Annotated in this window: 12 protein-coding genes; 2 read left to right on the plus strand and 10 right to left on the minus strand. The window is 26.6% G+C overall.

The window, feature by feature from the left end:
- Positions 1–93: 93 nt before the first annotated feature.
- Positions 94–423 carry a hypothetical protein gene (locus BN346_RS08445; RefSeq protein ID WP_040327851.1) on the minus strand — a complete coding sequence of 110 codons (330 nt, stop codon included), beginning with the start codon at positions 421–423 and terminating at the stop codon, positions 94–96.
- Positions 424–846: 423 nt separating this feature from the next.
- Between BN346_RS08445 and BN346_RS08450 the strand changes: the two genes are divergently transcribed.
- A complete protein-coding gene (locus BN346_RS08450) occupies positions 847–1,404 on the plus strand; it encodes an NAD(P)H-dependent oxidoreductase (protein ID WP_040327853.1) in 558 nt (185 codons plus the stop codon).
- Positions 1,405–1,443: 39 nt separating this feature from the next.
- Here BN346_RS08450 and BN346_RS08455 read toward each other — a convergent pair whose 3' ends face one another.
- The 5 genes from BN346_RS08455 to BN346_RS08475 all read right to left on the minus strand — a co-directional run bounded on the left by BN346_RS08455 (position 1,444) and on the right by BN346_RS08475 (position 8,045).
- On the minus strand, positions 1,444–2,250 hold the full coding sequence (locus tag BN346_RS08455) for a MerR family transcriptional regulator (protein WP_040327855.1): 807 nt from the start codon (positions 2,248–2,250) through the stop codon (positions 1,444–1,446).
- Between the two features lie 134 nt (positions 2,251–2,384).
- Positions 2,385–4,616 (minus strand): formate C-acetyltransferase, encoded by a 2,232-nt coding sequence (gene pflB, locus BN346_RS08460; RefSeq protein ID WP_040327856.1) that lies wholly within the window; start codon positions 4,614–4,616, stop codon positions 2,385–2,387.
- Between the two features lie 137 nt (positions 4,617–4,753).
- Positions 4,754–4,936 (minus strand): (2Fe-2S)-binding protein, encoded by a 183-nt coding sequence (locus BN346_RS08465; RefSeq protein WP_040327857.1) that lies wholly within the window; start codon positions 4,934–4,936, stop codon positions 4,754–4,756.
- A 176-nt stretch (positions 4,937–5,112) separates the two neighbouring features.
- Positions 5,113–6,093 carry a hypothetical protein gene (locus BN346_RS08470; RefSeq protein WP_040327858.1) on the minus strand — a complete coding sequence of 327 codons (981 nt, stop codon included), beginning with the start codon at positions 6,091–6,093 and terminating at the stop codon, positions 5,113–5,115.
- 233 nt (positions 6,094–6,326) lie between these two features.
- The gene (locus BN346_RS08475; RefSeq protein ID WP_040327859.1) at positions 6,327–8,045 is read right to left on the minus strand and encodes a methyl-accepting chemotaxis protein; all 1,719 of its coding nucleotides are present in this window, start codon (positions 8,043–8,045) and stop codon (positions 6,327–6,329) included.
- 527 nt (positions 8,046–8,572) lie between these two features.
- On the opposite strand from BN346_RS08475, the gene BN346_RS08480 reads away from it, so the two are divergent.
- Positions 8,573–9,313, plus strand: a complete 741-nt coding sequence (locus BN346_RS08480) for a FadR/GntR family transcriptional regulator (RefSeq protein WP_040327860.1) — start codon at positions 8,573–8,575, stop codon at positions 9,311–9,313.
- A 76-nt stretch (positions 9,314–9,389) separates the two neighbouring features.
- Here BN346_RS08480 and BN346_RS08485 read toward each other — a convergent pair whose 3' ends face one another.
- The 4 genes from BN346_RS08485 to BN346_RS08500 form a co-directional block, all read right to left on the minus strand.
- Positions 9,390–10,328, minus strand: coding sequence for an AEC family transporter (locus BN346_RS08485; protein WP_040327862.1), 939 nt, complete (start codon positions 10,326–10,328; stop codon positions 9,390–9,392).
- Positions 10,329–10,421: 93 nt separating this feature from the next.
- Positions 10,422–10,784: a DUF1667 domain-containing protein gene (locus tag BN346_RS08490; protein WP_040327864.1), complete on the minus strand. Its 363-nt coding sequence runs from the start codon at positions 10,782–10,784 to the stop codon at positions 10,422–10,424.
- Positions 10,784–12,022 (minus strand): NAD(P)/FAD-dependent oxidoreductase, encoded by a 1,239-nt coding sequence (locus tag BN346_RS08495; RefSeq protein ID WP_040327865.1) that lies wholly within the window; start codon positions 12,020–12,022, stop codon positions 10,784–10,786. The genes BN346_RS08490 and BN346_RS08495 overlap by 1 nt, the downstream gene beginning before the upstream one ends.
- On the minus strand, positions 12,022–13,479 hold the full coding sequence (locus BN346_RS08500; protein ID WP_341350017.1) for an NAD(P)/FAD-dependent oxidoreductase: 1,458 nt from the start codon (positions 13,477–13,479) through the stop codon (positions 12,022–12,024). Before BN346_RS08500 ends, BN346_RS08495 begins: the two co-directional genes overlap by 1 nt.
- Between the last annotated feature and the right edge of the window lie 16 nt (positions 13,480–13,495).

The raw sequence follows: 13,495 nt of genomic DNA on the forward strand, positions 1-13,495 counted from the left end.
CAATGCTTATAAAATAAAAAATCAAGTATTAAAACATACTTGATTTTTTATATCTATCTAATTTTTTTATAGGCTTAAAATTAATTCTAAAATCTATTTATTCAATAAATGTTGTAATCCACTTTGATTTAAAATTCCCTCTACTGCTAATTCTAATTTTAAAGGTGATTCAAAATGTATACTTTCATTAATTGATACATTTTCAGTAATTTCTCCTAAAAACCACTTATTATAATATTTAAAATTAGCTATATACTTTAAACTTATATCTGTAACAAGCATATCCTTATCTCCTAATGGGTTGAAACGCTTAATTTCATCACATTGTCTAATATTTGCTACAGTATGCCTTTTATTATCTACATCCATTATAGATATATAAAATATATTTTCCCCAATTGTATTTAAATTTTCATTACACATAATAACCCCCCTATTGTAAAATATTTATAATTTTATAAATTTGCTTAAAATTCTAAATATTGAAAATTCACCTGTTATATTTATAACAATCCCCTTACATTTATAATATTATGTTATCTAACTATTGTCAATATATTTTTATATTTTATTATTTTATTTATTGTATGTATTTAAGTAGCTTTAAGTTACTTAAATACATTCTATTTTCATTCTTTTATTTTTCAAACCATCACTTTTATCATAATTTCTTTTCTCATAAGCCTTACAATGTAATTGTTTTCTAAATACTATGTTTGATAAAAAAAACACTAAATACTTCTATTTATATAACAAATTTATATTTCTATAGTTAAAATTTAATTTTATTTTAATAAGTTTATGATATTATGTTTTTGAAATGTTAAATATGGGGGTAATCTTTTTATGAATATTCTTTTGTTATCTTTTAGTGGAAGAGACAATGGCAATTGTAATGGTATTTTAAAATTTATAACTCACCATTATGATACACATTCAGTTTCATCAATAAATATAAAGAATTTAAACATACATGGATGTTTTAACTGTAATTATCAATGTTTTAATTCTTCTTTACTTTGTCCTTATATTAATGATGATATAGAATTAATATATAACAAAATAATAAATAGTGATTTAACTATTTTTTTAGTACCTACATATAGTGAAGCTCCACCTTCATTGTACTTTGCTTTTAGAGAACGTTCCCAATGCGTTTTTAAAAGTGATACATTTTATAAAAATTATACTGATGTAAAAAAAGCCTTTATTGTTCTAGGAAACAAAACGTCTGGTGGATTAGATACTGTGAATATCTTACTTAATGAAGAAAAGAAGTATACCTATGAGTCTGTTCTTCTTCTTCAAAGTCATAATTATAATCAAAGTTCAATTAAAGGTGAACTTATAAAGTGTAAAACTGTTCAAAATGAAATAATAAACTTTATAGATTCCTTAATTTAAAATATAAAAAGACTGTATTTTACTACAGCCTTTTTTACTCTATTTAATTTTTTTAATTGGAAAATATACTTCTGTTATAAATTCATCTATATTATTTGTAGTTGTAAAGCCTTTTATATATTGCTCATAAGGAGCATCTATTAATTTATAATTATTTTTCTCTACCCACTCCATTAATTTTCCATATACATTATTTAGATTTGAATATGCTCCTTTACAAATACCTTTTGCACATAAACCACCTTTTAATATTCTTGTATTTTTACATTCTTGTAATACAGGAATTGCTACCTCTGTATCATTATCTAAATGATTAAATTCCGTATCATGATAAATAGACATTGGTGCTCCTATCACTTTAATTTTTTCTTTACTTACTATTTCAAATAATCTTCCTATATACTTTCCATAATCCTCAGTGCTCATTCTTTGTCTACTAGATAATATTATTTGGTCCTCTTTTGTAACTAATTCTACACTTATATTCTCAATAAATGCCATTATATCCACTCCATTTCTTAAATTTACAATATCCTCTTTAATACTTTTTCCCATATTTTCATATTGACTAATTTTTTCATTTATATAAGTTAATTTTTCTGTTATCTTTTGTAACGTATACTTATCATTATTTTTTTTCATAATAGAGGCTATCTCCTCAAGAGAAAAGTCATATCCTTTGAGTCTATTGATTAAAAGCATCTTACGAATTTGAGATATATCATAAAATCTATATCCATTTTCCTCATTTATTCTTTTAGGTTTTATAAGATTAATGTCATCATAATGTCTTAAAGTTCTTGTTGTCACTCCACAAATTTTAGAGAATTCTCCTATTGAAAGCATATTTTTTACCTCCATAAATAAACTTCTTAGTTAACTATATTTAAATTATAATGTTTTCCGTTACGTTAAAGTCAACATAAAAAAATAAACTTAGAGATATAATCCCTAAGTCTATTTTTTACATATTTTTTATATTACATTTTTTTATGGAATGTTCTATTTATAACATCTAATTGTTGTTCTCTAGTTAATTTTATGAAGTTAACTGCATATCCAGATACTCTGATTGTTAATTGAGGGTATAACTCTGGATGATCCATTGCATCTAATAATGTTTCTCTATTGAACACATTAACATTTAAGTGATGTGCATTTTGACTAAAGTATCCGTCCATCATAGCACTTAAAGTTGTTATTCTCTCATCAGCAGATTTTCCTAATGCATCTGGAATTATTGAGAATGTGTTTGATATTCCATCTTGAGAATCTTCATATGGTAATTTAGCAACTGAATTTAATGATGCTAATGAACCACTGTTATCTCTTCCGTGCATTGGGTTAGCTCCTGGTGCAAATGGCTCTCCTGCTTTTCTTCCATCAGGTGTAGTTCCTGTTTTCTTACCATAAACTACGTTTGATGTTATAGTTAATACTGATTGAGTATGGTATGCATTTCTGTATGTCTTATTCTTTCTGATTTTGTTCATCATGTTTTCAACTAAGAATACTGCTATATCATCAACTCTATCATCATCATTTCCGTATTTTGGATAGTCTCCTTCTATTTCAAAGTCAACTGCTATTCCTTCTTCATTTCTTATTGGCTTAACTTTAGCATATTTAATTGCTGATAATGAATCTGCACATACAGATAATCCAGCTATTCCACATGCCATTGTTCTAAATACATCTCTGTCATGTAATGCCATTTGTAATGATTCATAAGAATATTTATCGTGCATGTAGTGAATTACATTTAATGTATTTACATAAAGGTTTGCTAACCAATCTGTCATAACATCAAATTTTTCCATTACTTCATCATAATTTAAGTATTCACTTGAAATGCCTTCCATTTTAGGACCAACTTGTACTCCACTCTTCTCATCTCTTCCACCATTTATAGTGTAAAGTAATGTTTTAGCTAAGTTAACTCTTGCTCCGAAGAATTGCATTTGCTTTCCAACTCTCATAGCAGATACACAGCAAGCTATTGCATAATCGTCTCCCCAGTATGGTTTCATTAAATCATCATTCTCGTATTGAACAGAACTTGTGTCTATTGAAACTTTTGAGCAGAAATCCTTAAATCCTTGTGGTAAATGTGTTGACCATAAAACTGTTAAGTTTGGTTCTGGTGAAGCTCCTAAAGTATATAATGTATTTAATATTCTAAATGAGTTCTTAGTAACTAAAGTTCTACCATCTAGTCCCATACCACCAATTGACTCTGTTACCCAAGTTGGGTCTCCTGAGAATAAGTCATTATATTCTGGAGTTCTTAAGAATTTAACAAGTCTTAATTTCATTACAAAATGATCTACTAACTCTTGTGCTTCTTCTTCTGTTATTAATCCAGCTTCTAAATCTCTTTGAATGTAGATATCTATAAATGTAGATGTTCTACCAAGTGACATTGCTGCTCCATTTTGTTGTTTTATTGAACCTAAATATCCAAAGTATAACCATTGAATAGCTTCTTTTGCATTTGTAGCTGGTTTTGATATATCTAAACCATATGTTAAAGCTAATCCTTTTAATTCTTCTAAAGCTTTTATTTGATCAGAAATTTCTTCTCTTAATCTGATAACTTCTTCATCTATACAGCTTACTTCTAATGTATCTTTTTGCTCTATTTTATCTTGTATTAATCTATCAACACCATAAAGTGCAACTCTTCTATAGTCTCCTATTATTCTTCCTCTACCATAAGCATCTGGAAGTCCTGTTATGATTCCATATTTTCTAGCTGCTCTCATATCTTTTGTATAAGCATCAAAAACTCCTTGATTGTGAGTTTTTCTATATTTAGTAAATATTTCTGGTATTGAAGGATCTACTTCATATCCATAAGCTTTACAAGAAGTTTCAACCATTCTTATTCCACCATATGGCATTACAGCTCTTTTTAATGGTGCATCTGTTTGAACTCCAACTATTTTTTCAATTGCTTTATCTATATATCCTGGATCATATGCGTTTATATCAGATACTGTTTTTGTATCAACATCTAAAACTCCGCCATTATCTCTTTCTTTTTTAAATAATTCACTTACTTCATCCCATAGTTTTTTAGTATTTTCAGTAGCGCCTTTTAAGAAACTGCTATCCCCTTCATATGGAGTATAGTTTGTTTGAATGAAATTTCTTACGTCTATTTTTTTTGTCCAATTTCCTTGTTTAAAGTTTTTCCATTGTTCTTGCATAAATAGCTACCTCTTTTCTTATCTTTAATTCATTATTTATTAATAATGAATATTATGTAATAACTCTTGTTGAATAAATAATATCATACCTATTTTAAAATTGCAACAGATTTTTTTCTGTTATATTAAATATTTTTTTAATTATGTTCTTCTATAATTCTTTTAATCTTATAGATACATCTACAACCATTGCAAATCCCTGTAGCTGCAAGAGTTTTCTCTTTTATTTCATCTATACTTCCAGCTCCATTTTCAACAGCTTCAATAATCTGTTCTTCTGTTATATGATTGCATAAACACAGTATGTTTTCTTTACTCATATTTAACACTTCCTTTTTTATATTAGTATTAGTGTTATTGTGTTTTTAAATTCATTTATGTTTTTAGCCTTAATTTTAATTCTATCAAAATTTATCGCGAAATATAATGTATAAATTATGGTAATTAAGTATTTTCTCTATATTTAACAAAAATAGAACGCGCTTAAAAGCACGTTCTATTCTGTATATTCTATATAGTCTTCATTTAAAATAATTTTTTTACTTTTTTTATTATTACAATTATATATATAATCTCCCATTAATCTAGAATTATATATATTGGATTCTCCTATAAAATAATATAATTTTTCTTTATCTAAATCATAAAAAAACTTCTTAAATTCTCCTGTTATATTTGTATGAAAAACTAATCTATTGCTATCTAAATATAAATCGTGAATTATATATTTAGATTCAACAATAGTTTTTTCATTTCCATTTAAATCAACTTCAATTAATTTATTTAAATTAGTTTCTGATTCTTTTATTATATATATTTTATCATCCTGCATAATTAATGAATTATTTTCTTCACACTTAAAAATTTTTTTAGTTTCTTTACTATTTAAATTATATACATTTATATAGCCTTTATTTATCCATATTAAATTATCTTTATAAATATTAACTGGCATTTCCATAGCATCTTCAATCTCTGCTATTACTTTAGTTTCATTACTATTTATATTTTTTAATTCTATAAATCCTTTTCCTTCAGTAAAATATGAATAAACCAAGTTATCATCGTATATTGAAAAATTTCTTATACAATATATATTTTTTTCATCAAACAATTTTTCCAATAAAATTTTTTCTTCTCCATCAGTCAAGGATATTCCTGCAATTTTTTGACCATTAATATCTGAAATTAGTATTGTATTATCATCTACCCTAATTTTACTAAAACCTATAACACTATTAGTTCCATTTATTTTTATATCTTTGATTTTCCTTTTATTAGTTTTTCTATCATAAATCTCTAATTTTAAACGTACCTTATTATAATATGGCTTTTCATAAATAGCGTAATAATATTTTTCACTACTTCCCAATTCAATATATTTCTTTGGATCTTCTTTATCGAAAAAAATAATAACTAACATTGTTAACACTGTAACTACTATTACTTCCAAAAGCTTTCTTTTTCTTATTTTCATATTCTCATTCACCTTTCAAAACTTTTACCAAATGTATACATAGTTAAATATTAACATATTTCACCATAGGCTTCCAATCTCAAATTTAAACTAACCCTTTTATAAAATGATACTGTTATAATTAAAGTTTATTGCTATTTTTATATTGTTTTCAACTAATTTGCTTTGCAACTTTAATAAAAAAGGATTATGGATTTAATTATTTAAAACAAAATCCATAATCCTCTATATTTTTAATCTAGTTTAAATTGAGATACAGACTCAATTAAATTTGATGCTATTACTGAATTTTTTTCTGTTTCGTTTACAATAGTATTATTTTTATTATTCACCATTGAAACGCTCTCAGCTATATCACCTGATGATGCAGTAACTTGTGCTACAGAAGTAGATACTTCTTCCATACTCATTACTATATTATCTATTGAATTTGAAACATTCTCTGCTACCTTAGCAAAATTTTCTACTAAATCTTTCACAGTATCTCCATCATTTTTATATTCAATACTAACATTTATAAGTTCATTATAATCTTTAAGTACATCTAGTTCTATAAATTTTAACACTTCTTTTGAAGAACTTGAAAGTTCTTCAACTGCACCTAAAACCTTATTAACATTACTTTGTATTTCTGTAACAGCATTAGATGATTCTTCTGCAAGTTTTCTAACCTCTTCTGCAACTACAGCAAATCCTTTTCCATGTTCCCCTGCTCTAGCTGCTTCTATAGCTGCATTTAATGCTAAAAGATTAGTTTGTTCTGATATTCCTAAAATACTATTAGCCATATCTAAAATATTTTCTACAACTTTAGAATCTTCTATAGCTTTTTCAAGTTTATTTTTTGAAATTTCATATATTTTTTCAGCATTCTCTTTAGATTTAGATGAATTATTTTTTATACTTTCAGCTCTTTTTTGTATACCAATAGCTATATCAAGACCTTCTTTAGCCCTTTCTGAAGATGTTTCTGCCTCTTGCTTAACTGTATTTGCCATAGATGTAATTTCTTGAACTGATGCTGAAGATTCCTCCATTCCAGCAGATATTTCTTCTGTTGATGCTGATACCTGTTGTATTTCATCATATACATCATTAAACATTTCACTAGTGACTTTAACACTTTTTGCTATATCATTACTTTCACTTTTTACTGAAATCATTGTTTCTTTTAACTTTTTAATTGCATTGTTAATAGCTATTACTGTCTGACCTATTTCATCTTTAGCATAGCATTTTATTTCTACACTTAAATCTCCATCTTCTATCTTTTTAGTAGCCTCTGCAACTTCCCTCATTTGTTCTTTTATAGTTTTTAATATTAAATATCCAAAGAAAACTCCTATTCCTATTCCTACAATAGATAAAACTCCTAAAATGCTTATAAACCTATTCATATCAGAGCTAGTTTTGCCTGCTACTCCTTTACTTATATCATTTATCCAATTTAGCATTTCATTTATATCTATTGACCATTGATTTCCTTGTGTTTCTAAACTTGATACTATATTTTCTAATTCTTTATTACTTACATTTTCCTTCATACCATCTTCAATAGCCTTGTATACTATATTTATTCCATCCACTCTGCTTTTTTCAATCTTAGCCATTATTTCTTTGCCTTGTGGTCTTGTAATGTTTTCTTTAAGTTGGGATTCTAACTTCATATAATCCTCTACTTTTTTATCTATATTTTCTTTTTGCATTTTCATAAATTCGTTGCTATTACTAATACATAAATTTCTTATAGATATTGATATTTCATTTATATCTGCTCTCATATTATTTATAACTTCTTGTTTTTCACTATTTGTTATAGTTATTTCTGCTAATGATTTTTCTATACCCTTTAATTCAAATATAGTTGTCAATGATATTATCATCATAAGACATATAATCATTCCAAAGCCCATTATAAGCTTAGTTGATAATTTAATTTTTTTTAAATTCATTTGTACTTCGCCCTTTCTTTCATCTATAAGTATTGTAGATTCAAATATTTTTTTAAGCTAAAAGCTGCTCTTTTTTAAATTAACTTTATTTCCACGAAAAAACTACATAGAATACATATAATTAATCCATTATATGTATTCTATGTATACAAAAAACTATCTATTTTATTTGTACTTCTTTTATAAGAAAAACATTATAAAAATAATTTATTTTACTGTAATTTCATTAATATTATTTGAACCTTAACTAAAATATACTCGTATTATTAAACTATAACTTTAATAATAAATAAAGTATTTACTAAAACTTCACAAATTTTAATATGCATACAATTTTAAATTTATACATCTTTATAGACACTTCATAACCTAACATTTAAAATAAAGTATATAATACATATATAGTGAACTACTTTCAAGCTTTAATTTAATTCTATTTTATTACCTAAATAATTATTAAACATAAATCAATTGAAGTTTTTCTACTATTTTTTATTAATATAACAAAAAATATTTTGAGGTGAATCATGAATAACTTAAATATACAACCAATAAGAAATAAAAAAGCATATTTTCAGATAATCGAAACATTTATTAACCTAATAATTAGTAACCAACTTGAATATGGTGAAAAATTATATAACGAACCAGAGTTAATGGAAATATTAAATGTTAGTCGACCAACATTGCGTGAAGCTTTACGTGTCATGGAGTTCCTTGGAATTGTAGTTGTTTCTCCAAGAAAAGGAATATCAATTAGTGACCCTAAAAACAACAATTATTACTTACCTTTAACTTATATATTGGCATTTGAAAAAACAAGTAATACTGATTTATTTGAACTTAGAATGTCTATTGAACTAGAAATGGTTGGTTTAGCAGCTAAAAGAGCAACAGATGAAGATTTTAATAAACTAAAGGATATATCAAATAAATTAATTGATTTAGACAAAAGCGACATTAAAAATTTTACTAAACTTGATCAATTATTTCATATAACTATTTTAAACAGTTCTAAAAATGAATTATGTTGTAAGTTAATGAATACACTCAATGCTTTAATTTATGACCAATTAGAGCAAATACATATGGCATTAACAAATGATGATAGAAACAATACTATAGAAAAGCATAAAGCTATTTATGACGCACTTATATCTAGAAATGAAGAACTAGCCAGAAATGCTATGCGTAGCCATCTTGAACACGCATATGGTGTTACAAAAGAACTTCCGAGTGTTTTTCATAACACATTTAAAACAAATTAAATTTAATTTGTTTTAAATATAAAAATCACCAACTACTTTTAAGGTTGGTGATTTTTTATATGACTAATATTATATTTTATTGTAAAAGTATTTTATATATAGGAATTATAAATAAACTCAATATTGTAGATATTGTAATCATAATAGCTGCATATTGATAATCAGCATCATATGATTTTGATACTATAGCTGTATTAGTCATTACAGGCATTGCCGCTTGTATAATAAATACTTTTGCCATAAGACTAGGTAATGGAAAGAATTTGCATAATACTACAACTAATAATGGTGATATAATAAATCTTCCTAATAAAACACCCCATATATCTTTATCAAAATGTAACCCTTTTAAATTTATATAAAACATTGTGTTACCTATAAATAGCATTGATAAAGGTGTAGTTAAGTTACCTAAATATTTGCAAGTATCCATGATAAATTTAGGTACTGGAACTGCTAACATAATTAATATTATAGCAACTATAAATCCCATTAACGGAGGTGAAAATATTCTTTTTAATGTGTTTAGTGATAAAAAGCCTTGTAGCTCTCCACCACCATCCTTGCTTATTTCAAAAACTCCTATAGTCCAGAAAAATGTAGTATTTGCTATATAATATAATAAAACATAAGGTACACTTTCTGAACCAAACAATGCTAAATTAACTGGTAATCCTATAAATATAGTATTTGATACGAAAAACATTGATAAAAATGTTCCTTTTCTCTTAGGTGTAATATTAAACACTTTTATAAACACTTTACCAATCAAATAAGTAAGTGCTATTGAAAGAAATGGCACTATTAATCCTTTACCTAAACTTAAAAGTTTTGCTCTGTCAAAATCAGACATAAGATTATTGATCATTAATGCTGGTAAGGATACATTTATTACAATTCTTGAAAATAATTTTGCTCCCTTTTTATCTATCCATTCCTTTTTAGTCAAAATATATCCAATAGCTATCATTATTATAATACTAAATATACTCCCAAATGCAGTTAAAAGCTCCATAACAATCCCCCTTAGTAATTTTATTATTATACTAAACTATTGTTTTTATTTTTTATATGATAATTCTAATTCACATTTGAAATTTTTACAAATCTATTTCTTACATATATTTTTTGTTGCAATAATATTTGAATTAAGCCCTAAAACATTTTCAATAATTATTTCATTTACTTTTATAGGTGCTTCAATCTCTTTGTTTTTAATTTCTTTCATAACATCAAATATCTTTTCTTTAGGTATAGCTTTATTAGTTCTCACACTAACTAAAGATTCTTCACCATTTTTAACCTTAATTAATGATGCAATTGTTCTCTTAGGATTTGTTATCTCCTGTGATGCATACTCTATACCTCTTTTACAAGATGCTCCAATTATATTTTTTATGTTTTTTCCTTCTATATCTAAACACAATTCACATCCATTAGGACAAATTATGCATGTCATTTCTTTTTTCATTAAACAGCCACCACCTTAATATGTTCTTTGCTAATAATTTCTTCTTTTTTTAATGTTATGTGTATCATTTCAGCTGGATTTAATTTTTTAAGTTTTTTCACTTTAATTAGTTTATCACCTTGTCTAATCTCTATAGCACCATCTCTTGAAGGTTTTGATACTCTTAAAGAAATTTCTATATCTTTTTCACCACTTATTTTTTGTGGAACTACATTATTAATAGTTTTATCTCCACTTACAAGTATTTTGCTTTTCTCTTCATTTTGACACCTTATATATCTTGCTGCTGACTCACCTAATTTTTCTCCCTCATTAGATACAAAGTCAACTAAATCATGTACATGAAGTACATTGCCAGCAGCATAAATTCCCTCAACACTAGTTTGTAGGTTTTCATCTACAATTGGTCCTTTAGTCCTTTCATCAAGTTCAACACCTGCTTTAATTGATAATTCATTTTCTGGAATAAGACCTACTGACAATATTAAAGTATCACATTTATATTCTGTCTCACTACCATTTACTACTTGTCCTTTTTCATCTATCTTACTTACAATTACAGATTCTAATCTTTCTTTCCCTTTAATATTAGTTACTGTATGACTTAAATATAATGGAATATCATAATCATTTAAACATTGCTGAATATTTCTTGGAAGTCCACTTGGATATGGTAACTTTTCTATTACTGCTAAAACTTTTGCACCTTCTAATGTAAGTCTTCTTGCCATTATAAGTCCTATATCTCCAGAACCTAATATAACTACTTTTTTTCCTACCATAATATTTTTTAAGTTCATATAATTTTGAGCTACCCCTGCTGTAAATACACCTGCTGGTCTAGTACCTGGAATGCTAATTGCTCCTCTTGTCCTTTCTCTGCATCCCATAGCTAAAACAACCACTTTAGCTTTATACTTTTTAAGTCCATTTCTTGTAGCTGCTACAACTTCTTTATTATTAGTAAGATTTATTACAGTTGCACCTGTTTCTACTTCAATATTTGCACTTTTAACTAATAATGCAAACCTATTTGCATATTCGGGCCCACTAAGTGCTTCATTAAATCTTACAAGACCAAACCCATCGTGAATACATTGTCTTAGTATACCGCCTTCCTTATTTTCTCTCTCTAATATCAGTATGTCATCTATCCCTTTTTCTTTTAATTTCAAAGCAGCTGCAAGTCCTGCAGGCCCTGCACCAATAATAATTGCATCTTTTAATATAGCTTCCATTATCTCACCTTCCCTACAAACATCTTTCCATTTTCCCTTGAATATTTTAATTCATCTGTATTACTATTTTTTTCTTTCATAATAATTTCTGCAATTCTAGTTTGACAATATCCTCCTTGACATCTTCCCATCATAGCCCTAGTTCTATATTTAATTCCAGTTACAGTACCTACCCCTAAAGGATTTCTAACAGCACTAAGTATTTCTGCTTTAGTAATAGTTTCACATCTACAAATTATTTCACCATAATCTGGATTTTCTCTTATTAATTCTGCTTGTTTTTCTTCTGACTGCTCTGAAAATTTCACTATACCTTTTCTTATAGGATTAAATTTCTTATTTTCTTTTAAAGTTTCCTTGTTTTTTATTTTTTCTACTACATATCTTGCAATAGGTACTGCTGATGTTAATCCTGGAGATTCAATTCCCACTAAATTAATTACATTTGGTATTTCTTTTCTTTCCTCAATTACAAAATCAGCGTATCCCCCTTTTTCTTTACTAACAAGTTTTGGTCTAATACCTGAAAAATTTCTAATAAAATGTTCTCTTTTTATTTGTGGTAATATTTTTCTACCTTCCCTAACAAGCATGTCCATAACTTCTTCAGTAGCTGAATAGTTATCATTTTCATCTATATAATCAGCACTTGGACCTATAAATATATTTCCATGTATTGAAGGTGTAAGATGTATTCCTAGTCCACCTTCTTTTTTATTTGGTACTGGATATGCTGGAATATTTAAATATTTTCCTGCCTTTTGATCTAAAATAAAATATTCTCCTCTACATGGATATATTGTATAGTCTGTAATCCCTAACACTCTAGCTATTTTATCTGAATTTAATCCAGCACTATTTATTACCCATTTAGTAAAATATGTTTCTTTATTTGTTATAATTTCATAGTATTGTTCTTTTCTCTTTATCTCTTTAACTTCTCTACCTAAATAAAATTCAACTCCATTTTCACATGCATTTTCAGCTAATGCAATCGTGTATATAAATGGATCCAATATTCCTGTCATTGGCGAATATAATGCTTTTGTTCCTTTAACATTTGGTGCTAATTCCTTAATTCTTTTTTCAGATACAATTTCTAAACCTTTAACACCATTTTTATCTCCTTTTTCTTTTAGCTCTTCCAATACTTTTATATCTTCATCACTAAAACCAGTTACTAACTTACCAGTTCTTTTAAAAGGTATATTAAGTTCTTTTGCTACTTTATCAAAACCCTGATTTCCTTCTACACAAAATTTTGCCATAAGCGAACCTGGTTTATTGTTAAAGCCAGCATGAAGTACTCCACTATTTCTCCCACTAGTTTCGCATACTACATCCAATTCTTTTTCTAATACCCCTACATTTAAATCATATCTTGAAAGTTCTCTTGCAATAGCACTACCAACTACACCTGATCCAATAACTATTACATCATATTGTTTTTTAGTCACTTTCCTCACCTCATCT

This window comes from Clostridium ihumii AP5 (genome assembly GCF_000612845.1).
GTDB classification, from domain to species: Bacteria; Bacillota; Clostridia; order Clostridiales; family Clostridiaceae; genus Clostridium_J; species Clostridium_J ihumii.

Excerpts from the sequence above, each read along its gene's own strand:
- pflB (WP_040327856.1), bottom strand. The coding sequence starts at position 4,616 with ATGCAAGAACAATGGAAAAACTTTAAACAAGGAAATTGGACAAAAAAA.
- BN346_RS08485 (WP_040327862.1), bottom strand. The coding sequence starts at position 10,328 with ATGGAGCTTTTAACTGCATTTGGGAGTATATTTAGTATTATAATAATG.
- BN346_RS08445 (WP_040327851.1), bottom strand. The coding sequence starts at position 423 with ATGTGTAATGAAAATTTAAATACAATTGGGGAAAATATATTTTATATA.
- BN346_RS08475 (WP_040327859.1), bottom strand. The coding sequence starts at position 8,045 with ATGAATTTAAAAAAAATTAAATTATCAACTAAGCTTATAATGGGCTTT.
- BN346_RS08490 (WP_040327864.1), bottom strand. The coding sequence starts at position 10,784 with ATGAAAAAAGAAATGACATGCATAATTTGTCCTAATGGATGTGAATTG.
- BN346_RS08465 (WP_040327857.1), bottom strand. The coding sequence starts at position 4,936 with ATGAGTAAAGAAAACATACTGTGTTTATGCAATCATATAACAGAAGAA.
- BN346_RS08495 (WP_040327865.1), bottom strand. The coding sequence starts at position 12,022 with ATGGAAGCTATATTAAAAGATGCAATTATTATTGGTGCAGGGCCTGCA.
- BN346_RS08455 (WP_040327855.1), bottom strand. The coding sequence starts at position 2,250 with ATGCTTTCAATAGGAGAATTCTCTAAAATTTGTGGAGTGACAACAAGA.
- BN346_RS08450 (WP_040327853.1), top strand. The coding sequence starts at position 847 with ATGAATATTCTTTTGTTATCTTTTAGTGGAAGAGACAATGGCAATTGT.
- BN346_RS08480 (WP_040327860.1), top strand. The coding sequence starts at position 8,573 with ATGAATAACTTAAATATACAACCAATAAGAAATAAAAAAGCATATTTT.
- BN346_RS08470 (WP_040327858.1), bottom strand. The coding sequence starts at position 6,093 with ATGAAAATAAGAAAAAGAAAGCTTTTGGAAGTAATAGTAGTTACAGTG.